The sequence below is a fragment of the Neoluteolibacter marinus genome (genome assembly GCF_014904755.1).
In the GTDB taxonomy this organism is placed as follows: domain Bacteria; phylum Verrucomicrobiota; class Verrucomicrobiia; order Verrucomicrobiales; family Akkermansiaceae; genus Haloferula; species Haloferula marina.
Genome location: NZ_JACZFQ010000048.1, coordinates 107,333 through 129,797, shown reverse-complemented (window position 1 = coordinate 129,797; position 22,465 = coordinate 107,333). Strand labels below are relative to the sequence as shown.

The following is a 22,465-nucleotide window of genomic DNA, read 5'->3' as shown; positions in this document are numbered from 1 at the left end:
CGTCAGGGAGCGGCCACGAAGGGATGGCGCGCCTTCGGGTGAAACAACGCCAGGATTCCGCGCGGCAGTGCCATCAGCCGCGCCAGCCAGCCGAGCGACGACCTCCGCGAGCCGGCGTCCGCTGCGGCGGCCTCGAGCAACTTCACCATTTCCAGGTGGCCGAAGATCGCCGCGAACATGATCGGAGTGCGGCCGCCGCCCTGGTCGGCAAGCGGATCGGCACCGGCGTCGAGCAGCAGGCGGGCGATGTTGAGATGGCCCTTGAAGGCCACGCCCGCGAGCGGGGTCTGGCCGCGATCATTGCGGGCATCCACTTCAGCGTCGTAGCGCAGGATCACCCGCGACGCTTCCTCGTTGCCATGGTAGGTGGCGAGCATGAGGAGGCTATTGCCCTTTTCGTCGCGCAGGTTTACCGGCATTCCCGCCTGCAGCATGGGCGCGAGGGTATCGACATCACCCTGGCGGGCGGCATCCAGCGCCATTTGCTGGAGCTCGTCGTAGCGTTGCATTTCCTGGTCGGTGATCATGGCGGGGGATCCGCTCGAACCCGGGCATCCGCGGCCTCCCCGCCACTTCGGCCCCGGTTCGAGCGGTAAAGTTGATGTTAGATGCCGGCAGCCTCCGCCACCGGTTGTGCATTCACCGCAATGTCCCCGGCAATGTCAACCTCCCGCGACTTCAACGCGTCGCGGACGCCCGCGCCATAGGCGGGATCGGCCCGGTCGAAGTGGGCCAGCTGGCGGTCGATGATTTCCCGCGGCACGCCCTGCATCGCTTCGGCGATGTTGCCGAAGAGCTGCTGCTTCTGGTCGTCGCTCATCAGCCGGAACAGGTTGCCGGGCTGGGTGTAGTCGTCGTTGCCGTCGCGGTGGTTCCAGCGGTCGGCGTCGCCGGAGATCTTGAGCGGCGGCTCGGCAAAGCGCTCGTCCTCGGCCGGGCCCGCGAATCCGTTCGGTTCGTAGTAGGCATCCGACGCGGTGCTGTAGCCGGCATTCATCGCACCGTCCTGGTGATAGTGGTTCACCGGGCTCTTCGGGCGGTTCACCGGCAGTGCTTCATACCAGGTGCCGACCCGGTAGCGGTGGGCGTCGGCGTAGGAGAAGATGCGGGCTTGCAGCATCTTGTCGGGCGAGAAGCTGATGCCGGGCACGATGTTCGACGGGGAGAACGCGGCTTGCTCGATCTCCTGGAAATAGTGCGCGGGGTTGCGGTTCAACTCGAGCACCCCCACGTCGATCAACGGGTAATCCCGGTGGGGCCAGACCTTGGTGAGATCGAAGGGATTGAACGGGCACTTTTCGGCATCTTCCTCCGCCATCACCTGGATCTTGAAGTCCCACTGCGGGAAGTCGCCGCGTTCGATGGACTCGTAGAGATCCTTCTGCGACGACTCGCGGTCCCTGGCGATGACCTGTTCGCCCTCGCGGTTGGTCATCGTCTTGATGCCCTGGCGGGTCTTGAAGTGGAACTTCACCCAGAAGCGCTCGTTGGCGGCGTTGATGAACGAGTAGGTGTGCGAGCCGTAGCCGTTGACATGGCGGTAGCTCAGCGGCAGGCCGCGGTCGGACATCAGGATCGTCACCTGGTGCAGCGATTCCGGCGACCGCGACCAGAAATCCCACATCGCGGTGGCGCTGCGCATGTTGGTCCGCGGGTGGCGTTTCTGCGTGTGGATGAAGTCGGGGAACTTCAGCGGATCGCGGACGAAGAACACCGGGGTGTTGTTGCCGACGAGGTCCCAGTTGCCTTCTTCGGTGTAAAATTTCAGGGCCCAGCCGCGGACATCCCGCTCGGCATCGGCCGCGCCGCGCTCGCCGGCGACGGTGGAGAAGCGCAGCAGGCACTCCGTTCGCTTGCCGACCCCGGAAAAGATGGAGGCCTTCGAGTAGCGGGTGATGTCGTGGGTGATCGTCAGCGTGCCGAAGGCGCCGGAACCCTTGGCGTGGACCACCCGCTCCGGGATGCGCTCGCGATTCTGGTGCGCCAGTTTCTCGATCAACTGGTAGTCCTGCATCAGCAACGGGCCGCGCGGTCCGGCGGAAAGGGAGTTCTGGTTGTCGGCAATCGGGTTGCCGCCGGTGGTCGTCATTCGGGGATTCGCCATGGAGATGAGTCGGGGATTTCGGCGCTCATCCTGAGGTCGCCCGAGCGATTTGTGAAATCGCAGGTTGAAAAGGGAGCCATCGGGAATTCTTATGGCCCGACGATGGAATTCCGACAGTTGGAACTGCTCGCCGGTGTGATCGACGCCGGCTCGCTGACGGCCGCCGCGACGCGATGCAACCTCTCGCAGCCGGCGATCAGCCAGCAGATCCAGGCGCTCGAGGAGGAGATCGGCGAGCCCTTGTTGATCCGCCGGGCGAGGGGCATCGAGCCGACGGCGGCGGGGCTGAAGGTGCTCGAGCACGCCCGCCGCCTGCTCGGGGAGCGCGACCGGCTGAGGGATGCCTTCGCCGAGCGCCGCGAACTGCGGCAGGGACGGGTCTCGTTCGGCATCATCCCGACCATCGCGCCCTACCTCTTGCCGCGGTGGCTGGGGCCGTTCCGCCGGGACTTTCCCGGGATCACCGTCGCCATTTCGGAAGCGCGCACCGACGAACTGGTGACCCGGGTGGCCGATGGCGGGATCGAGTTCGCGGTGCTCAGCGACGTGCCGGATCACGACCGCCAGAAGTGGTCGCTGCAGGTGCGCGAGTTGTTCCGCGAGCCGCTGTTGCTCGCCGCCCCGGCCGGCCATCCCCTGGCCCTGCGCAAGGCGGCGCCGAATCCCTCCGACCTCGATGCCGGCGAGTTGATCCACCTCAAGGGCGGACATTGCCTGGCCGACCGCACCCTGCGGTTGTGCCGGATCCGCGAGCCGAACCCCGGCTTGCAGTGCGACCAGCTCGACACCGCGCTGTCGATGGTCGCGTCGGGCCTCGGCGTCACCGTGGTGCCGAAGCTAGCGACCGAGAAGCGCCCGCTGGACGGGATCGTGGTGCGCCCCTTCGCCGGCAAGGGACTCCACCGCGTGATCGCCCTGATGAAGCGCCGCGGCACCAAGGACACCCCGGCCGCGGCCGAGCTGCTGAAGATGCTGGTTCCGTGACCGCGGCCATGGGGGGGTCAATCCACCCGTTCCGGTTCCGTCTTCCCCCACACCCGCCGGCCTAACAGGATGGCCGTGATTGTCAGCCCGGCGGTGATGCCCCACCACATGCCGGTGACCCCGAGCTCGCCCGGATAGGCAAGCAGCCAGCCGAGCGGGATGGAGATCACCCAGTACGCGCCGAGGGCGATCCAGGCGGGGATATGGACGTCGTCGAGGCCGCGCAGGGCTCCGGCGGCGATGATCTGCAGCGAGTCGCAGAACTGGAAGGCGGCGGCGACGATCAGCAACGAGGCGGCCATCTCGCGCACCGCGGGGTCGTCGATGAACATGCCGGCGATGGCTTCATTGAAGATGACGAAGGAGCTGGCGCTGAAGAGCATGAAGGCGATGCCCATCGCCCAGCCGCTGGCGAGGATGGGGCGCATGGCGGCGAAGTTCCGGGCGCCGCGGGCCTCGCCGATCCGCACGGTGAGCGCCATCGAGATGCCGAGCGGGATCATGAAGATCGTCGCGGCGCACTGGATGGCGACCTGGTGCGACGCCAGTTCGGCTGCACCCATGTTGCCGATGATCAGCGAGGCCATGACGAAGGCGCTGACTTCGGCGAGCAGCTGCATGCTGGCGGGAAAGCCGGTGCGCAACAGGTCCTTCATCTCGGCCCACACCGGCGCGCGGAGCCAGCGGATCGGGATCCATTCCTTCATCCCGGGGTCGGCGCGGCACCAGGCGATCATCGCCACCAGCGTCGCGCTGCGGGCGACCAGCGTCGCGACGCCAGCACCTTCCAGCCCCATCGCCGGGGCGCCCCCTTTGCCGAAGATCAGCAGCCAGTTCAGCAGGATGTTGAGTACCACCCCGCCCATCGAGATCCAGAACACCGGCCACGGCCGGTTCATGGCGTCGGCGTGGTTCTTGACGACCATCGACGCCATCGCCGGGATCATCGACGCGGCGACGATCACGAAGTAGGACGGGACGATCGCGATCACCTCGGGGTCCTGGCGGAACGCGCCGAGGAACGGCAGCAGCACCCAGGCGGCGGCCACCGTGAGCAGGCCGAGGCCGAGGGTGATGTAGAGCCCGTGGCGGATGGCGGCGCGGGCGGCGGCGGGTTCGTTGGCACCGCGGGCATGCGAGACCCGGATCGACACCGCCATCGACATGCCGATGCCGAACATCATCGGCAGATAGATCAAGGTGTTGGCGAAGGAGCAGGCGGCCAGCGGCGTGACGCCGAGCCAGCCGAGCATCAGCGTGTCGGAGACGCTGATCAGCATCTGGCCGAGCTGGCCGATGATCAGGGGAAGCGCGAGCCGGAAGGTGATCCGGCTTTCGGAAAGCAGCAGGGAAGGACTCATGAAGTGGAAAGGCTTGGGGAACAAAAAGCCCGCTCGGGGTGGCCAAGCGGGCGGGGACAAGCGGCGATCGGAGCGTCCGATCCGTCACGCAATGGCCCCGCGGCCGGAGATTCCGGCGACAGCGTTGGGCATGCGGACTAGCTTCATGATGGGCGGAGACCTACCGGTGCCGGCGGGCTTTGTCAACCGGGTGTCGCGTCGGGGAGGAAAGACCCTTGCCGCACTCACGGTGAAATCGCGCCGCGCGGTGACGATCCCGCTTGTGGGGAGCATATCAACACGGTTGCATCCATGCGCCATGCGTCATGTCATCATCTCCCTGTTGGGACTTTTCCTCGCCGCCTGCGCCCACACGGCGGTGGCCCCGGTGTCCTCGCCGTCGGGAGAGGCGGTCGTGATCCAGATTCCCGGGGTGCCGAAAGGCGGCAAGCCGAAGGCCTCCCAGGTGATGGCCATCGACGAAATGCTGCTGGAGGGAATGACGCCCGACACCCTGATCTGGCGCTACTTCCCGGAGCTGGAAGGCAAGGGATCGGCCGAGGCGACGGTGGTCGGGCTGGTCGGTGAAACCAAGACCAAGGGCGGGGAGACGATTTGCGCGTATCTCCCGATCGTCGGGGTGCGGGCCACCGCTCCGGCGGCGCGGGTCGAGGAAGCTGCCGCCAGGATGGGCGCGGACATGTACCGGAAGGCGAAAAAGAACGCCAAGGTCTACCCGCTGAGCCAGATCGCCGACAAACCGAAGTCATGACGCGCCGCGGTTTGACCCTCCTTGCCGCGGCGTGGCTGGCCGCCGGCCTGGGCTCGTGCTCCCTGCCAGCCGACGGGGGTGCCGGATCCGGCGACCTCGGCCGGCGCTTCACCGCGACGGTTCCCGGGACCTGGTACACCGAGATGCGGGAGGGCCGGCTGATCGGCACCTCGGAAAAGACCTTTCGCGCCGATGGCAGCGCGGAGGGATTCATCCAGGCCAAGCAACGGAGCGGGGGCTTCAGCTTCGTGATGCCGACCATCACCTTCCGCAGCAAGTGGCGGGTCGAAGGCGACATCTACCTCAGCTACGACGTGAAAGGCTCGCAGCCCGGAATCTTCGAACCCGGCAAGGTGTTCCGCGACCGCATTCTCAGCGTCTCGCAGGACCGCATCGTCTGCAAGGAAGTGGAGAGCGGCGAGGTCTACACCATGGTCCGCAAGCGCTGACCCGGCGAATTTGCGCGATTTCCCGGTTACGAATCCGGCGACCGGCGGTTTTAACTCGGTGCGGCATGCAGGCCCTCACCCTCTTCGTCACCACTCCCGGCGACGTTCACGACGAACGTCCGGCCGTTGGCAGGGTCGTGGAGGCGTTGCAACGGCGGTATCGCTCGATCGTCCGGCTGGAAGTCCTCGGGCCGCGATCGACGGCGGTCGAGGAGGGACGGATCGGGGCGGACGATTGCGATCTGGTGGTGGCCGTGCTCGGGTCGGAATTCCGGCCGCAGGAGGACGCCGGGATCGAGCGCTTGCTGGAGTCGGCGCTGGCTTCCCGGACAACAGAGCTTGGACAGCGGGCCCTCGTTTATCGCCGGCAAGCCCCGCCGGCGCGGAGCGACAAGGGAAAGGCCTTCGAAGCGTTCTGCCGGCGCGTGTTTTCCGGCAAGACGGGCGCCGTTCCGACTTTTTTCGACGATGCCGGCGACCTCGCGGAGCGGTTTGAACAGGATCTACGGGCGATCCTGGTCCAGCGCTTCGGGGAATCAGAAACGGAGCCGCTGGAAGGCTTGCCGTTTCCCGACGGCCGCGCCTTCGACTATGACGATGCCGCCCGCTATTTCGGCCGCGACCGCCCGCTCGCCGAGGCCCTGGGCCAGTTGAAGTCGCAGCATGCGGCCGGCCAACCCTTCCTGCTGGTCTACGGCGATCCGGCGGCGGGGAAGTCGTCGATGCTGCGCGCCGGCCTGGCGCCGCGGCTGACGGCCGATGGATTCATGCCGGACGTCGGGGCTTGGTGCGGGCTGACCGTCCCCGCGGTGGACGGCGAACGCGCCCCCCTCGAAACGCTGGCACAGGCGATCTGCGAGGCCTTGCCGGAGCTGGCCAGAATCCGAGACAGCTCGCGGCCCGCGGTGAAGCCGGGGAAGAAATCGAAGAAAGGCCGGCGCTCGAAGTCGAACGCCGCTGCGGAACCGGTCTGGGACCAAGACCGCCTGTTGCGGGCGCTGAATGAGCCGGCGGAGATCTTTCTCGCGGTCACGGCGATCACCGCGGCGCTCGACCGGGTGAGTGTCGGCAAACCGGCGCAGATGCTGGTCATGATCGACCCGCTCGACGGCCTCTTTGCCTCGCCGGAGGTCACGGCGGAGCTGCGGGAGGGATATTTCCGGGTGCTGGCGGCACTGGTGAAATCGCGCCGCGTCTGGATGGTGGCGACCCTGCGCAGCGAGTTCTTCCCGCGCGTGTCGGAACACCGCGACTTGTTCCGGCTGGTTCGTGACGGAGGATTCTTCCTCGGTCCGCCGGATGAGCCGGAGCTGCGAACAATCGTCCGCCTGCCGCTGCTCGCCGCGGGAATGGAATTTGAAGCGGATCCGCAAACCGGCGGCGACCTATCGGACAGGATCACCGGGGACGCCCTCGGGGCCGCGCAAGTCCTGCCGCGCTTGGCGGGAACGTTGAACGAGCTGGCCGGGGAGGCGGAAGGCGACTTGCTCACGGCCGCCGCTTATCAGCGCCTCGGCGGCCTCGCCGGTCGGGCCTGGGTCGCGCCGCCGGCGGTGAAACCCGTCGCTGCGGGGAACCGGACGCTGCGGGCCGCCGGGCTCGTTTTCGCCGGGCTCGCCTTGGGGTTGATCGGGGCGGCCTGGTGGAGTGGCAAACCGGGAGTCGCCGCGCCCGAAGCCAAGGTGCAGGTCGATCGCCCGGACACTGCCGCGGCGTTGGCCACCGCGGCCTTCGAGCTCGGCAAGGCGCGGATCGCGGAGGGCTCGCCCGGCGCAGCGCTGCCCCGTCTGTTAGAGGTGCTGGATCACCAGCCGGAACACCTGGATGCCCAGGCCATGTTGTTGGGCACGCTGCGGACCACGGCCTGGCATTTTCCGGTGGCCGGGTTCGATCACCCGCTGCCGGTCACCGCGTTGGCGTTCGACGACCGGGGCGCTTCGCTCTTTTCAGCGGTGGGCGGGGAGGCCGGCGGCTACGGGACCACGCTGCGCTGGAGCCTGGACGAAGGGACGATCGATGCGCTTTTGAAGCCCCTGCAGGGGGCGAAGACGAGGTGGCTCAGCATCGCTCCCGGTGGCCGGCGCCTGGTCGTCCAGCGGGGCGATGCGGTGGTCCTTTGCGACGCCGTGACGATGCGACCGGTGCGGTCCTTGCCGCTGGCCCCTGAAGCGGGGGACGATGCCGTGGCCTGGTCCGCGGAGGGCGCCCTGATCGCTTATCCGGTGAAGTCCGGGGACGGTTATGCGTGGGTCATTGCTGACGCGACGAGCGGCGCGACGGTCAGGGAATCCGGGCCCTTTGCGGCCGGTGATCCGTTGTCGGCGAGGCTCGATCGGGTGCGGCTGCGCGCGGTGCACAGCGATGGAACCTTGGTCGAACTGCCGCTTGCTCCCGATCAGCCGCTCCGCAGCGCGATCAGCGATCAGCGCTTTTCGCAGGCCGAGCTGGCAGCCGACGCCACCTACCTGCTGGCGCAGGTGCCGGGCCAGACGCCGCGGGCATTCGAGCTGGCGGACGACGGCGAGACCCTGCGGTTCGAGGACAGCGGCATCACCAGGCCCGCCGCGTGGCTGGAAAGCCGCGGCCCTGACCTCGGGTTGCCGGCCAGCCTTTCCGATCTTGCCGGTGAGCCGGAGGATGCCCCGCTGGTGATCGACGGCCGCGACGTCCGGATGCCCGGCAGCGATGCGTTGCGCTTCGATGCGCCGGTGGATGCCCTTGCCGTCCGGGGTCCGCTGGTGGCCGCCGGATTTTCGTCGGGCCGGGTGATGGTCCATCGCGTGTTGCCCCCGGCGGGCTACCCGCTGGACGGGTCGGGCGCCGGAGATGAACCGCCGGCGGATGGCGCCGGAGCGTCCGGATCCGCGCTCGCGCCGGACGGCCGGCAGCGGGTCGAGGTGGTCGGGGATGGCGTGGTTCTGGTGCGGGCGCAGGACGGGGAGCGGCTTTCGACGGTCGAGTCGCTGGAAGGAGCTGGCCGGGTTTTGTTTGTCGACGAAAGCCGGGTCGCGGTGACCTGCCGGCGCGGGGTCGTGTTCCTCGACACGGCGGGCAATCGCCTCGAGCGGCTGGCGGAGATCCCGGTGGAGAATGCCAGCGATCTTCAATGGCTGCCGCATTCCGGAGTCCTGGCGGTGGCGACCGCCACCCGCCTGCTGTTGGTGGATCCGGCGACGCGTTCGATCACGGCGAACCTGCCGATGAGTGGTGGTGCCGGAGGGTTTTGGGCGGAGGATGGGGAATCCGGCTGGCTCGCCCGTGCTTCCGGCCGGGACTTGATGGTCTGGTCGCCTCATTCTTCGGCCGTGATTTTGAAAACGAGGATCCCGGCGGGTGGTCCGCTGGCGTTTGCGGAGCAAGACGGGATGCGCGGTGTCGGGGGGGCTTTCGGGTTCATTCCCTTGGCCAAGGCCGGGGGGCTTGATCCGGAGGAACGGGAAGCGTTGCGCTGGTTTTGCCGGGGCCTGGGAGGCGCCGGGCTCGAGGCGGCGGGTGGCTTGTCGATCACGGCACGCCGGGAAGCGCTCGGGCACGACTTCGGCAAGTTGGATGCATTGCTCCCGGGCATGAAGCCCGGCGCCCTGGGTGAAAGCGTGCGATCGTTGCCGTTTACGACGAATGCCCCCGCGGCGTGGCTGCCGCTATGGAAACGGCTGGCGATGACGCCGGGGATCGACGAAGCCAGGTTGATCCGCTGGAGCTCGTCGCTGGGCGATCACCCGTGGTTCAAGCAATACCTCCGCGGCCGGATTGCACGCTCGGATGTCGATTTGGACCTCGCCTGGCAAGGCGGCGAGGTCGACTCGGCAAGCACGGCCTGGATGCACGGCCTGGCCGGCGATTCCGACGAGGTCCAGGCGCTCAAGCAGGCGGCGTGGTTGGCAGCCGGCACGGACGGGGAGGGAAGCGATGAGGCTCTGGCGCTGCTGGACGGGCACGCCGCGGCCACCCTCGAGGCCTTCCATGCCGTGGAGAGCCCGGGCACTGCCCTGGCCCACGCCGAGGCGCTCGCCTGGCGCGGGAAGGCCGGGGAGGCGATGGAATTCCTCGACGGGAAAATCCCGGCCGACACCGAACTCACGCTGGCGCAGTGCCACTTTCTGCTGTCGTTCGGGCTCGCCCACCTTGCCCCGGACGCCGTCGACGCGGCCTTGGACCGGCTGGACTCGCCGTGGCTGTGGCGGCAGTGGCTGCAATCGGGCGAGAGCGAGCTGCCGGTGGCGCAAATGGCCGGACGTACGATGGATGCCGTGGATGGGCGCGGGCCGGCCGCGGTCGAGGCCTTGTGGGTGTCGATGGCGGAGCGCGACGCGGAGGCGATCGCGGTGTGCCTGAAGGCGGCCAAGGAGTTGCCGCCCGCGATGCAGCTCTGTGCCACCGGCGTCGCGCTGTGGGCGGAGGGGCGCAAGGCGGAGGCCTTCGCGTTGTGGCCCGACGGCTTTCCGGACCTGGCGAAAGAGGCGGCGGAGGGCGATTGGGACGGCTGGGAAGGGGTTTTGCCCGGCGCGGACGAGGAGAGCCTTTTTGCGACGATGGAAAAGGAGCTGGCGACCTTGTTCGCGGGTCCGGACGCGGGGCCGGAGGAACTGAAGGCACTGGCGTCCCGCTTGATGGACCCGGAAACGGCCACCACTTTCGGGGTCAAGCGGGTGCGCGACGCGATGATGACCTGCGCCCTGGCGCTTGCCAACGACCCGGACGCCTACAAGGAGGTCGCGGAGATGGTCGAGCAGGCACGCCTCGCCGGAGCGCCGCCGACCGAGTGCCTGAGGATCGAGGCCCGGTCCTACATGGCGGCCGGGAATTTCACCCTCGCCTATTCGCGGTGGCTGCGGCTGGTCGAATCGATCGAGGGGGAGATCTTCGCCAGCGACTACCTGGACGCCGCGCGTTGTGTGATGGAGGACATGCAGGATGTCGCGGCGATCGAGCTCCTGATGCGCGGCAAGCGGCAGTTTCCGGACGATGCCTCGTTCGCCTACGGCGGTGCCTGGCTGCTGCTGACCAGCGGCCATCCGGAGGAAGCCGGGGTTTTGTTAGAGCATGGGTTTGAGATCCCGTTTACCGGCGACGAGAAGGCGATCGCCACCGCGATGCTGGTCTGCGCGGCGGAGCAGACGCAACGGACCGCGCGGGCCGACGAAGCCTTCCAGGATCTATTGGCGATCGACCCGAACTGGGGCGAGGAGACCAGCCTGGAGGCCCTGGAATGGCCGGACTGGCTCAAGCAGGTGCTGATGACCGTGGCCGGCCGGCAACCTTGAGGTGGATTGGTGCTTGAACCGGGGGCGCGGTCCGGGGGCATTGTGCCGGCGTGTCCATCGATGTCGGTGCTTATATCGCTGAATTCGGTTCGCTCGCGGAGGCGCGTGGTTTCACCGCCCGCTGCCTGGGTTCGACGGCGGCCGGACCGCTGATGGTATGGCTGCGGCCGGGGGAATCGCCGGCACGCTACCTGTCCGCCGGCATGCACGGCGACGAGCCGGCGGGTCCGCTGGCGGCACTGGAATTGCTCCGTCGCGGGGAGTTCGACAGCGGCCCGTGGTGGTTGTGTCCGCTGCTCAACCCGACCGGGGTGGCGGCGGGGACGCGCGACAATGCCGAGGGGATCGATCTCAACCGCGACTACTGGAACCGCCGGACTTCGGAGGTCCGGGTGCATGCGGAGTGGCTGGAGTCGTTGCCCTGCCCGCGCTTGTTCCTGTCATTGCACGAGGACTGGGAATCCAGCGGTTTCTACTTTTACGAGATCAACCTCGGCGACGACCGGCCCGACCGGGCGGCGGCGATCCTCGACTCGGTTTCACCGTGGTTCCCGCCGGAACCGGAGAGCCTGATCGACGGCCACGACATCCGCGGGCCCGGCTGGATCTATCATGCCGCGGAGGCCGACCTGCCCGCCGATTGGCCCGAGGCGATCTTCCTCGCCAAGCGCGGCTGCCCGCTCTCCTTCACTTACGAGACCCCGAGCGCGCTGGACATCGGCGCCAGGGTGGAAGCGCACGTCGCCGCGGTGAAGGCGGCGCTGGAGTTCGACCGCTGAAGTCGGGCGCTTTCGGAAACATCTTGCGTGAAGGTGATGGAAGTGCTGATTTTCCAGCATGAAGTTCCGCGTCTTCTCCCTGCTGCTCTTGATGTCATCCGCGAATGCCGGCGCCCCTTGGTGGCAGGCCTTGGGGCCGGTGGAGCCGGGTGACTTCGCGGGCGGACATGTCGACTCCAAGATCCCGGCGGAGTTGAAGAAAGTGGTGGCTCAGACGGAGTTCGAGGAATGGACGGACTATGAGGACAAGTTCGTCCGCCTGCGTTACCCCAAACATCCGGACATCAAGCTTGAGGTCACCGGGGGCCGCGAGGGCATTCATGTCGAGGGTGGCGTCTGCACCACCGTCGACAACTCCTTCCAGCAAGCCTACGTGCTGAAGGTGGGGGCCGCCACCTACGGGGTGTTCCTGCTCAGCCCCGCCAAGTGGCTGGACGACGGGATCTGCTTCTGCGGGCCGATGGTCCACCATGCCTACTCGATGCGCGACAAGTGCCTGGTCCGCTATTCCATGCTACCGGGCGGTGCGGTGAAGAAGGCGCAGGTGCTCGGCGGCAAGCTGCGTCTGATGGCTTTCGAGTGGACCCACCTGGCCTGCCCGCGCGAGATCTATCAGGCGATGATCGACGGCATGGCGCTGAAGTTCGCGCATCCGCTCGGCGAGGCTCGCTTGCGGGAGGAAACGGCGCGGCGATACGGGCTGGAGGGCAAGGCGGGATGGCTTCATCCCGGCCAGGACCTGGCGGCGATGACTGCCATCATGGGCAAGCCGGCACGAACGGACGGAAACCGGGTGAGCTGGCAAGAGGACTTCGAGGACTACCCGATGGGCCTGGAGGTTCTGGTAGAGGACGGCAAGTTGTCGCGCTTCGGGGATGACGGGGTCGAGCGGACCGGCGGACCATTGGAAGGTTCGCTGACCTGGGCGGAAGAGGCCACCGGAGAGGAGGACGATGGCGCCATCCGGCCTGCGCCCGAAGCGATCGGGGCGGCACTGAAAAAAATCGCGCCGACCTGCCATGGCTACCGCTGGCGCAACTGGTGCGGGGTGGTCACCTCGCTGGCCAAGCACCGCGACTACCGGGACGACGAATTGATCCGCTTGCTGGTCGAACGGTCTTCGGCACGCGGGTGCGAGCTCGAGGCCTTGACGGCCTACGGGCATCCGGAGACCGGCGAGTGGGTGAAGGCCTCGCTGGAGAAGCTCGCCGCCATCGATCCGCGGGCCGGGGATCCGGAAGATCCGAGCCGCGATTCGGCCGGATGGCGGGCGCGGGACGCCGTGGAACTCCTCGGCTGGCAGGTCGAAAACGACGAGGCGGCGGCGCTGGAATCGGCCCGCCTGCTGCTGGCGGCGGATCGGCCGGAGTGGACCGATGCGGTGCTTTCCCACGCCGACATCCTGCCGCCCGATATCGGGACCAAGGTGCTGGTCCAGGCCGTCCGCTCGGCCATCGCGGACCAGGACGGGGAAGCGGTCGAGGAGATCTTCGACGCGCTGCCGAAGGTCGACATCGGCGACAAGGCCGCGGTGCGGGCGGAAGTGGAGAAGATCCCGGAAGGGGAGGAGGGCAGCGAATGGTACGAGCGCCGGCGCGATGCGCTCGAGGCGCTTTCCGGAAGCGGGGGCAATTCGGAAGATTGATCGGGCCGGCCGTGCCGCTAGCGTCGGCGAAATGAAATGGTTGATCCTCCCGTTCCTTGGCGCCGGTCTGGCTTGCGCGGCGCCCGTCGATGACTTCATTGCCAAGGCCAGGGAGCTGCATGGCGAGGCCGGGATGAAGGCGGCGACCTTCCTGGTGGAGGGGATGCCGGAGAAAGACCGGGAAGCGCTGACGGCGGACTTTCTAACAAACAATCTCGACCTCGCGTTCAAGGCCCGGGCCGAGTTCCCGTGGGCCAAGGATGTGCCCGAGGCGCTGTTCTTCAACGATGTGCTGCCGTATGCGGTCTTCGACGAGACCCGCGAGTCCTGGCGGGCGGACTTCCTTGAGCGGGCGCGGCCGATGGTCAAGGACGCGAAGACCGCCAGCGAGGCGGCGCATGCGCTGAACCGCGAGTTCTTCAAGGCGTACGAGGTCCACTACAACACCGGCCGCAAGCGGCCCAACCAGAGCCCGTCGGAATCAAAGGAGCTCGGCATGGCGACCTGTACCGGGCTGTCGATCATCCTGGTCGACGCCTGCCGGGCGGTGGGAATCCCGGCGCGGGCGGTGGGAACACCCCTGTGGGCCAACGAGCGTGGCAACCATACCTGGGTGGAGATCTGGGACGGCGGCTGGCACTTCACCGGCGCGGACGAATTCGACGAAAAGGGTCTCGACCGCGGTTGGTTCGTGAACGACGCCGCGCAGGCGAAGGCCGACGTGCCGAAACACGCGATCTACGCGACCTCCTGGAAGAAGGACGGGCTGTCCTTTCCCATGGTCTGGGCACCGGGGAGCGAGGCCGTCGCGGCGGTGAACGTGACGGGGCGCTACGCCGCGGGACCGGTGGCGGTGAAGCCGGCGCTGGCGATCCGCTTCCTCGACGGCGACGCCAAGGACGCGCGCCAGGTGGTGAAGGGATGGTTGACGACGGCGGCGGGCCGGCGGCTCGAGGCCTTCGAAACCAAGGCCGGGACCGCCGATCTCAACGACCGCGCCTGGGTGCCGGTCACGCCCGGGGCCCGCTACCGCTTGCAGTTCGAACTTCCGGAAGGGGCATTCGAAACCGATGCGTTCGCCGGTGAGGCGGGGGAGGGGGAGCGGGATCTCCGCCGCAGTGACTTGCGGCCGGTGCCGCCGGCGATCCTCGGCATGAGCGGCGGCCAGACCCCTGCAGGTCCCCTGACCAAGGACGAGGCGGCCCGCGCGGGGGCGCTGGCGTTTGAGATGCAGGTCGAGGCGCAGCGGGATGCCCGGGCCATCGAGTTGAATGACAAGGTCATCGCGTTCGGCGACAAGAAGCTGCGCTGGATGGAGAAGACCTTCGGCGACGAACCCGCGGGCGGCCACAGCCTGTGGATCTCGATGCACGGTGGCGGCGGCGCCCCGGCGGCGGTCAATGACCAGCAGTGGCAGAACCAGATCCGGCTCTACGAACCGAAGGAAGGCATCTACGTCGCCCCGCGTGCGCCGACCGACACCTGGAACCTGTGGCACGAAGCCCACATCGACCCGATGTTCCAGCGCCTGATCGGCGACTACGTGGCGGTCCGCGGGGTGAATCCGGACAAGGTCTACATCATGGGTTACTCCGCGGGCGGCGACGGGGTCTGGCAGCTTGCCCCGCGGATGGCGGATCGCTTTGCCGCGGCTGCGATGATGGCCGGGCATCCGAACGATGCATCGCTGTTAGGTCTGCGGAACCTGCCCTTCGCGATCTTCATGGGCGGGGCGGACGCAGCCTACGACCGCAACAAGATCGCCGCCGCCAAAACCGCGGAGCTCGACCAGCTCGAGAAGGACGATCCCGGTGGCTACGTGCACATGTCGCGCATCTACGAAGGGCTGCCCCATTGGATGAACCGCAAGGATGCCGAAGCGCTGCCATGGATGGCGGGATACACGCGCAACTCCTGGCCGAAGAAAATCGTCTGGTTCCAGGACGACGTGACCCACGACCGCTTCTACTGGCTGAAGATCCCCGACAAGAACGCGGCGAAGGCCGGACAGAAGATCGTCGCGACGGTCGCGGGGCAGACGATCCGGCTCGACGGCGACGTGCCGGCGGGGATGGAACTCCGCCTCTCCGACGACTTGTTGGATCTGGACCAGGCGGTGACGGTGATCGTCAACGGCAAGCAGGTTGCATCGGCAAAGGTCCCGCGCACGGCGGGGGCGATCGTCGACAGCCTGAAGCAACGGCTGGATCTCCCGGCGGCGGCCAGCGCGGTGATGGTGCTGCCTTGAGGGCGGACCCGGCCGATTGCGGCAGCTACGCTGTTGCGGTGGAACCAGGGCGTCCGTTGGCCGCGGCCGATGGCGCTTTGCGGCTCCCGCGAAACTTCGTTGGGCCGACCGCGAAGGATCGGGACCGCGGTCTAACGACCAGGCGCGGCGCGCGCCGCGCGGGAACGAAAAAGCCCGGCTCCCTCGATGGAAAGCCGGGCGGTTGAATCTCGGGGGATGGGTTCAGTTGACGGCGACAGCCGAGGAACCCGTTTCGCCGGTCCGGATGCGGATGGCTTCTTCGATGGTGGAGATGAAGACCTTGCCGTCACCAATCTTGCCGGTGTTCGCGCTCTTGACGATGGCTTCCGCCACGGAGCCCGCTTGCGCGTCGTCCACCACGATCTCGATCTTCACTTTGGGAAGGAAATCGACGGTGTATTCGGAGCCGCGATAGATTTCAGTGTGGCCTTTTTGACGGCCGAAACCTTTGACTTCAGTGACAGTCATGCCTTGAACACCCACTTCTGCGAGGGCTTCCTTCACTTCCTCCAACTTGAACGGTTTGATGATCGCTTCGATTTTCTTCATGGTGCGGCGGATTGGTCAAAGTCAGCTAAGCAATGCCCGTGCCAACGGCGGCAGGGAATTTTTTAAAACTATGTGAGGCTACGTAGGGGCATGGTTTTTGGCGAGTTAAAATCCGGTCAGTTTCTTTGATTTCCGGGCATTCGCTTGAATCGAACGAGCCCGCCGGTTTTTCGATGATGGCTTGTCGGGTGACTTTGTTAGCTTGAGACCATGTTGGTCTCCCTGAGGGAAACGTTGAAGCGGACGACGTCGCGTTGTCCGGTATGTCACGCGGCTTGTCCGGCGGAGGTATGGAAGACCGGAGGCAGCCCGGCGCAGGTCTGGATGAGCCGGACATGCCCGGACCACGGGGTCCACGACGCCTGCCTGGCGAGCGATGCCCGCTTCTACTGGCTCGCCCAGGGCGATCCCACGAATGCCTGCGGCGACGCTTGCGCCTGTGCGGCGGATCCGTCCGGGGCCGCCGGCACCCTGGGCCGCAACGCCGGCAAGGCGGGAACGCCGGAACTGCTGTCGACCTGCCTCGCGCTGATCGAGATTGTCGACTCGTGCAATCTCGCCTGCCCGACCTGCTTTGCCGATTCGCCGGCCGGTGCGGCGGGCGAGCGGCTCAAGGCCCATTCCCTGGCGTCGATCCAGCAGCGGATCCGCGGGGTCCTGGAGCGGAAGGGCAAGATCGAGCTCCTGCAGCTTTCCGGCGGCGAGCCGACGCTGCATCCGGACTTCTTCGAGCTGCTCGACTGGATCCACGCGGAGCCCCGGATCGACTACTGCCTGGTCAACACCAACGGCGTCCGGATCGCCCGCGAGCCGGACTTCGCCGCCAGCCTTGGCGAGCGTGGCCGGCGCGGGGCGCTGCAACTTTACCTCCAGTACGACGGCCCCCAGGAAGCGGGGCAGGTGGAGCTGAGGGGCAAGGACTTGCGTTCGCTCAAGCACGACGTGATGGAGTGCTGCGAGCGGGAGAAGGTTCCCTTTACGCTGGCGATGACGGTGACGCCCGACAACCTCCCGCATCTCTGGGACACGGTGAAGACGGGGTTGATGTTCGATACCTGCCGCGGGGTGGCCTTCCAGCCGGTCTTCGGCAGCGGCCGGGGAACCGCAAGCCGGCGCTTGAACTCGGCCGACCTGCTGCTGGCGTGCATCGGGCAGTCGGGAGGTGCCCTCGGCGAGCGCGACTTCACCCCGCTGCCATGCGGCGACCCGAATTGCGCGATCATCGGTTACCTGCTGCGCACGCCATACGGCACCCGTAGTATTTCGGAGTTCGTCGACTTCGCCTCCGTCCAGGGCTTCCTGCGCGACAAGGTGCGCTACGAACTGTCCGACCTGATCCAGTGCGGCTGCGAAAATACCGAGCTCGGTGAAATGCTGCACCGCCTCGAGATGAAGGAAAAAGATGCGTTCCGCCTGTTCATCAAGCCGTTCATGGATGCCTGGACCTGGGACGAGGACCGCATCGACCGCTGCTGCACCCACGTCATCCGGCCCGACGGCAAGCTGGATTCGTTCTGCCGCTATTATTCGGGATTCCCGGGCGCCAAATGACGGATGATCCCCCTTCCGCGAACCGGGCGCTCGGCTGGTACCGCTTCGTCCTGTGGTGCTTGCCGTGGTCGGTCGCGGTGATCACATGGATCGGGGTGGCCTGGTTGGGAGCGAAGTTCCGTGGGCTCGAGCAACTGTTGAGCGGGGTCTGGTTGATGGGAAATCTCGCGGCCACCGTCGGAATCGGTGCCCTGGACGACCGCGTGAAATCGTCGCTGCTACGGGAGACCAGGCCGGTGAACCGGGCTAACGTGGCGAATTTCGTGTTCGTCCAGATCCTGTTGGTGCCGTGGTTCGTGATGGCCATCCTCTTTTCGGTTTGCGCGCTGGTTGGAAGCCTCTTCTGAATTTCGGCCATGCCCCAGCCCTCCGGATCTCCCGTCTACGCCCTGATGCTCGTTCTCGGCATCGGGCTGAGCGTAGTCTACTGGGTCCGCGTCTCGAAGAGCGACGAGCGCCTGCCGCTGATCTATTTCGGCGGGCTGGCGGGAGCGTTTGTCGGCGCGAAGGTGGCCTACTTGCTCGCCGAAGGCTGGATGCACTTCGACGACCCGCACCGGTGGGTGCTGTGGCTTTCCGGCAAGTCGGTGATGGGTGCCCTGCCGGGAGGCTGGCTGGGGGTGGAAATTGCCAAGGCGGCGATGGGCTACCGCGAGCCCACCGGTGACCGCTTCGCGCTGATCCTGCCGCTACCGCTGTTGTTAGGAAGGCTCGGATGCCTGCACGCGGGATGTTGCCCGGGCATCGCCTGCTCCTGGGGCTCATGGCCGGCGGTCCCCGTCGAAATCGCTTTTCAGGTGACCATGCTGGTCGTGATGCTGATCCTGAATGGCCGCCGGCTATTGCAGGGCCAGCACTTCCATCTCTATCTGATTGCCTACGGCCTGTTCCGCTTCTTCCACGAGTTCCTCCGCGCGACGCCGAAATCCATCGCCGGGCTGTCCGGCTACCAGTGGATCGCGCTGGCCACGGTGATCGCGGCCTTGGTCGCCTGGAGGATTCGCGCCGAAAAAATGAATGGAAACCGCCGGGCCGCGTCGGAGCCGTCGTGAATGCACCTGGCGTCACGCCGTTGCGACCCCGGAGAAATTTCCGGGAATCGACATTCCGACGGTTGCGAAAGGCCGGGGTATCCACCATCGTAGACGCCACCTCATTCGAAATCTCATGAAGCATCTCCTCATTCCCGTCCTTGCCGCCACCGTTCTCAGCGCTTCCGCGGATGAAGCCGCCGACAAGGCCAAGCTCATCGAAACCGGCAAGGCGAACTTCGCGACCTGCATGGCATGTCACGGTCCCGATGGCACCGGACTGCCGGTCGGCGACAAGAAGATGGCCCCGACCCTGGCGGGATCCAAGGTGGTGAACGGTGACCCCGCTGTGTTCGCGCTCGCGGTTCTCAAGGGCATCCAGAAGGACCCGGCGAACACGGAGATCCTCGGGGTCATGGCGCCGCTCGAAGCGGCACTCGATGACGAGAAGCTGGCCGGCGTGTTGACCTACGTCCGAAATTCCTTCGGCAATTCCTCGTCGGTGGTGACGCCTGCCGACGCCGCCAAGTACCGCGCCCAGTTCAAGGACATCAAGGCGCCGGTCCTGCGCACGGATCTCGAGAAAACCGCTGCCAAGAAGTGAGGCGATGCGTGCTTTGATCACCTCCCTGGTTCTCGCCACGGCATCGACCCATGCGGCCGATGCCGTGAAGCTGGAACTCCATGCCGACGACCGGATGGTTTTCAACAAGACCTCGTTCGAGGTCGTCGAGGGCCAGAAGGTCACCATCGTCTTCAAGAACACCAGTCCGCGCGGGGACAAGTCGATGAAGCACAACGTGGTGCTTCTGAAGCCCGGCAACCTGATCGTGACCTTTGCGGTCAAGTGTGGCCGGGCGGCGGAGAGCGGCTATGTGCCGACCGACAAGGAGTCCAAGGAACAGATGGTCGGGGCGATCAAGCTGACCGGTGGGGGCGAAACGAATTCCATGACCTTCACCGCCGGTGAACCCGGCGAATATCCGTTTTTTTGCTCGTCGCCGGGTCACTTCGACAAGATGCAGGGCAAGATCATCGTGAAGCCGAAGAAGTAGTCCGGCTAATCCAGATCCTGACGGTAGGTTTCCCGGCCGAAGGGGTCGTAGTCGATGACGAGATCCCAGCCGCCGTCGGCGTCGGTGTCCTGCCATGCTCGGGCCAGGACGCCTTTCGCGTATTCATAGCGGAACAACAGCGGACCCTTGGCGCCGTCCCGCACCCAGGTTTGGGTCGGGATTCCGAGGCGATGTTCCGTGGTGCTGTCGAAGTCGCCGTCGAAATCGAGATCGACCTCGACCCGGCTGAGCAACCCGTTCTCGTAGTCGCATCGATAGTCCCAGACCCCGTCGAAGTCGTTGTCGAACCACGACTTGACCAACTCGTCCTTGCGGTAGTCGTGGCGCTCGTCGGCACGACCGTCGCCATTGCGGTCGTGATCGACGGATGCGGCGGGCGTTCGGATCCCGGAACGCTGGCGAATAGCCTGGGCGAAGAGGGTGAAAACGCCCACGCCGGCGATCGCGAACACCCACCAAGGGATGCCCTTGCGGGGCGGTGCCGCCATCATCGCCGGCAGCCCGAGGATGTCGCGGGCCCGGACGACATCCTCGTCGTCCACGGTCAGCCGGATCCCGCCGGCAAAGGCAATGTGCGGTGCCGCGGACGCCAGTGCCTCGTCGATGACTTCGGCCTCGATCCCCTCGTTGGCGAGGCGCATGCGCGCCAAATGGGCCTCTTCGAGGGAGGAATAGCTGCGGATCACCGTCACGCCCGCAGGGAGCGATGGGAGGGCGACCGGATCAAGCCTTGGTCTTCAGAAGATCCCGGATCTCGGCGAGCAGCTTCTCCTCGGCGGTCGGTTCGGGCGGCTTCGGGTCCGGCTTGGCTTCCTCTTTCTTGAGGGCACCCAGCGCCTTCTTGACGACGATGAAGACGGCGAAGGCGAGGATGACGAAGGCGATGAAGTCGGTGACGAACTGGCCCCAGCCGATCACCGGAGCGCCGGCTTTCAGGGCCTCGGCGTAGCTTGGGTAATCCTTGTCACCGAGGTTGAGATACTTGTCGCTGAAGTTCACGCCGCCCGTGATCTTGCCGAGTACCGGCATGAACACGTTGTCGACCAGCGATTTCACCACGGTGCCGAAGGCGCCGCCGATGATGATGCCGACCGCCATGTCGATGAGGTTGCCCTTGAAGGCGAATTCCTTGAATTCCTTGAGCATGATATTTGAGGGAGTTTCGCTGCCAGCCAAGCAGCGAACCTAACACCACGCAACGCAGATCCGACCCGCCGGGCAATTTCCGGGACGACAAGCCGCTGCCGTTGATGGTCGCGACTTCCGGACGATCTCGGCGGGAAATCGCCGGATTGCTCAATCCTCGTCGCCGCCGGCACCCTTGACCCGGATCTTGCCGCGCATCTTGGCTTCGATGAAGTCGTCGATTTCGCCGTCCATGATGTTCTGGATGTTGCCGCTTTCCTCGCCGGTCCGGAGGTCGAGGACCTTCTGGTAGGGCTGGAAGACGTAGGAACGGATCTGGCTGCCCCAGCCGATCTCGCCCTTCTCGCCGTAGGCACGTTCGGCTTCGGCGGCGCGCTTGTCTTCCTCGATCTGGAAGAGCTTCGCCTTGAGGATCTGGAAGGCCAGTTCCTTGTTCGCGCCCTGGGTCCGCGCGGCGGTCGACTTGATCAGGATGCCGGACGGAAGGTGGCGGAGAATGACCGCGGTCTCGACCTTGTTGACGTTCTGGCCGCCCTTGCCGCCGGACCGGGCGGTGGTGATCTCGATGTCCTTGTCGAGGATTTCGATCTTGATCTCGTCGTTGATCTCCGGGGTGGCGTCGATCGAACAGAAGGAGGTGTGGCGCTTGCCGGCGGAGTCGAAGGGGGAAATGCGGACGAGGCGGTGCACGCCGCGCTCGTTCTTGAGGTAGCCGTAGGCGTGCTCGCCGTTGATCTTGATGGTGGCGGAGCGCAGCCCGGCACCGTCGCCGTCTTCCCAGTCGAGCGTCTCGCAGGTGAAGCCCTTCTTTTCCGCCCAGCGGGTGTACATCCGGTGCAGCATCTGCGCCCAGTCGCAGGCTTCGGTGCCGCCGGCGCCGGCCTGGATGATCAGGTAGCAGTTGGCCTCGTCGTTGGGCTTGTTGAGCAGCGTGATCAACTCGAAGGAAGAGATGTCCTTGTCGAGCTGCTTGGCCTGGGCGACGGCCTCCGCGGCGGAGTCGTCGTCATCGAACTCCTTGGCAAGCTCGATCGAGGCGAGCACGTCGTCGTAGCTGCTGTTCAGCTTGTTGAGGGACTCGAGCTTCTTCTTCAGCCCGGAGACCTTGGTGTTCATCTCGCGGGCACGATCCTGGTTGTCCCAGAAATCGGGCGCGCCCATGGCCTCCTCGATGGTGGCGATTTCGCGTTCCAGGGCGGGGACGTCAAAGATACCTCCCGAGCTGGGTCAGACGCTTCTTGAGCGCGTCCGTATCCAGCGCCGAGAGGTCGGCGGTGTGGGGTTCAGCCATAACTTGGCCGGAGGGAACGGCAGGACCGGATGCGACGCAAGGACGAAGCCGGATCGTTTTCAATTTCGCCCTCTGCCGGGACCCGGCTCAGGCCAGGAGGCCCTTCAGCAGGAAGGCCGCGGCCGCGATGGCGACGGCAAGAATCGCGAAGGTGAAGGTGACCACGAGGCGATCAAAGGAATCGACGAGCTTCATTGCGTGACAAATACGTCACA

The 22,465-nt window shown here is 66.3% G+C and carries 19 protein-coding genes; 12 read left to right on the top strand and 7 right to left on the bottom strand.

The annotated features are described in order from the left end of the window. Positions 1-2 precede the first annotated feature (2 nt). Together IG178_RS11275 and IG178_RS11270 are read right to left on the bottom strand one after the other, a co-directional pair. The gene (locus IG178_RS11275) at positions 3-527 is read right to left on the bottom strand and encodes an ankyrin repeat domain-containing protein (RefSeq protein WP_193212649.1); all 525 of its coding nucleotides are present in this window, start codon (positions 525-527) and stop codon (positions 3-5) included. A gap of 77 nt (positions 528-604) precedes the next feature. Beyond that, positions 605-2,104, bottom strand: coding sequence for a catalase (locus IG178_RS11270; RefSeq protein WP_193212648.1), 1,500 nt, complete (start codon positions 2,102-2,104; stop codon positions 605-607). Positions 2,105-2,206: 102 nt separating this feature from the next. On the opposite strand from IG178_RS11270, the gene IG178_RS11265 reads away from it, so the two are divergent. Next, positions 2,207-3,088, top strand: a complete 882-nt coding sequence (locus tag IG178_RS11265) for a LysR family transcriptional regulator (protein WP_193212647.1) — start codon at positions 2,207-2,209, stop codon at positions 3,086-3,088. Positions 3,089-3,105: 17 nt separating this feature from the next. On the opposite strand, the gene IG178_RS11260 is transcribed toward IG178_RS11265, so the two are convergent. Continuing rightward, positions 3,106-4,449, bottom strand: a complete 1,344-nt coding sequence (locus IG178_RS11260) for an MATE family efflux transporter (RefSeq protein WP_193212646.1) — start codon at positions 4,447-4,449, stop codon at positions 3,106-3,108. A gap of 298 nt (positions 4,450-4,747) precedes the next feature. Between IG178_RS11260 and IG178_RS11255 the strand changes: the two genes are divergently transcribed. From IG178_RS11255 to IG178_RS11230, 6 genes are all read left to right on the top strand, one after another. Continuing rightward, positions 4,748-5,200 (top strand): hypothetical protein, encoded by a 453-nt coding sequence (locus IG178_RS11255; protein ID WP_193212645.1) that lies wholly within the window; start codon positions 4,748-4,750, stop codon positions 5,198-5,200. Further along, positions 5,197-5,649 (top strand): hypothetical protein, encoded by a 453-nt coding sequence (locus IG178_RS11250; protein WP_193212644.1) that lies wholly within the window; start codon positions 5,197-5,199, stop codon positions 5,647-5,649. Before IG178_RS11255 ends, IG178_RS11250 begins: the two co-directional genes overlap by 4 nt. Positions 5,650-5,714: 65 nt before the next feature. After that, complete coding sequence (locus IG178_RS11245) at positions 5,715-10,913, top strand: nSTAND1 domain-containing NTPase (protein ID WP_193212643.1); 5,199 nt, start codon at positions 5,715-5,717, stop codon at positions 10,911-10,913. A gap of 50 nt (positions 10,914-10,963) precedes the next feature. Next, positions 10,964-11,692, top strand: a complete 729-nt coding sequence (locus IG178_RS11240) for a M14 family metallopeptidase (protein ID WP_193212642.1) — start codon at positions 10,964-10,966, stop codon at positions 11,690-11,692. A 58-nt stretch (positions 11,693-11,750) separates the two neighbouring features. Next, on the top strand, positions 11,751-13,337 hold the full coding sequence (locus IG178_RS11235) for a hypothetical protein (RefSeq protein ID WP_193212641.1): 1,587 nt from the start codon (positions 11,751-11,753) through the stop codon (positions 13,335-13,337). A 31-nt stretch (positions 13,338-13,368) separates the two neighbouring features. Next, the gene (locus IG178_RS11230) at positions 13,369-15,585 is read left to right on the top strand and encodes a transglutaminase domain-containing protein (RefSeq protein WP_193212640.1); all 2,217 of its coding nucleotides are present in this window, start codon (positions 13,369-13,371) and stop codon (positions 15,583-15,585) included. 222 nt (positions 15,586-15,807) lie between these two features. Here the strand turns inward: IG178_RS11230 and IG178_RS11225 are convergent, their stop codons facing one another. Then, a complete protein-coding gene (locus IG178_RS11225; RefSeq protein WP_035610395.1) occupies positions 15,808-16,155 on the bottom strand; it encodes a P-II family nitrogen regulator in 348 nt (115 codons plus the stop codon). Positions 16,156-16,365: 210 nt separating this feature from the next. Here IG178_RS11225 and IG178_RS11220 point away from each other — a divergent pair, with 210 nt between their 5' ends. The 5 genes from IG178_RS11220 to IG178_RS11200 all read left to right on the top strand — a co-directional run bounded on the left by IG178_RS11220 (position 16,366) and on the right by IG178_RS11200 (position 19,792). Next, positions 16,366-17,706, top strand: coding sequence for a radical SAM protein (locus tag IG178_RS11220; RefSeq protein WP_193212639.1), 1,341 nt, complete (start codon positions 16,366-16,368; stop codon positions 17,704-17,706). Then, a complete protein-coding gene (locus tag IG178_RS11215; RefSeq protein ID WP_193212638.1) occupies positions 17,703-18,053 on the top strand; it encodes a hypothetical protein in 351 nt (116 codons plus the stop codon). Before IG178_RS11220 ends, IG178_RS11215 begins: the two co-directional genes overlap by 4 nt. Positions 18,054-18,062: 9 nt before the next feature. Next, the gene (locus tag IG178_RS11210) at positions 18,063-18,758 is read left to right on the top strand and encodes a prolipoprotein diacylglyceryl transferase family protein (RefSeq protein ID WP_193212637.1); all 696 of its coding nucleotides are present in this window, start codon (positions 18,063-18,065) and stop codon (positions 18,756-18,758) included. A 115-nt stretch (positions 18,759-18,873) separates the two neighbouring features. Next, entirely contained in the window at positions 18,874-19,341 is a 468-nt protein-coding gene (locus tag IG178_RS11205) for a c-type cytochrome (protein WP_193212636.1), read from the top strand. A gap of 4 nt (positions 19,342-19,345) precedes the next feature. Continuing rightward, positions 19,346-19,792, top strand: a complete 447-nt coding sequence (locus IG178_RS11200) for a plastocyanin/azurin family copper-binding protein (protein ID WP_193212635.1) — start codon at positions 19,346-19,348, stop codon at positions 19,790-19,792. A gap of 5 nt (positions 19,793-19,797) precedes the next feature. Here the strand turns inward: IG178_RS11200 and IG178_RS11195 are convergent, their stop codons facing one another. From IG178_RS11195 to prfB, 3 genes are all read right to left on the bottom strand, one after another. Further along, on the bottom strand, positions 19,798-20,505 hold the full coding sequence (locus IG178_RS11195; protein ID WP_193212634.1) for a putative signal transducing protein: 708 nt from the start codon (positions 20,503-20,505) through the stop codon (positions 19,798-19,800). 31 nt (positions 20,506-20,536) lie between these two features. Further along, positions 20,537-20,959, bottom strand: a complete 423-nt coding sequence (gene mscL, locus IG178_RS11190; protein ID WP_193212633.1) for a large conductance mechanosensitive channel protein MscL — start codon at positions 20,957-20,959, stop codon at positions 20,537-20,539. Between the two features lie 150 nt (positions 20,960-21,109). Beyond that, a protein-coding gene (gene prfB, locus IG178_RS11185; RefSeq protein ID WP_226895317.1) for a peptide chain release factor 2 occupies positions 21,110-22,250 on the bottom strand; the annotation gives its coding sequence in 2 pieces (ribosomal slippage) (positions 21,110-22,171 and positions 22,173-22,250; 1,140 coding nt in all). Positions 22,251-22,465 lie beyond the last annotated feature (215 nt).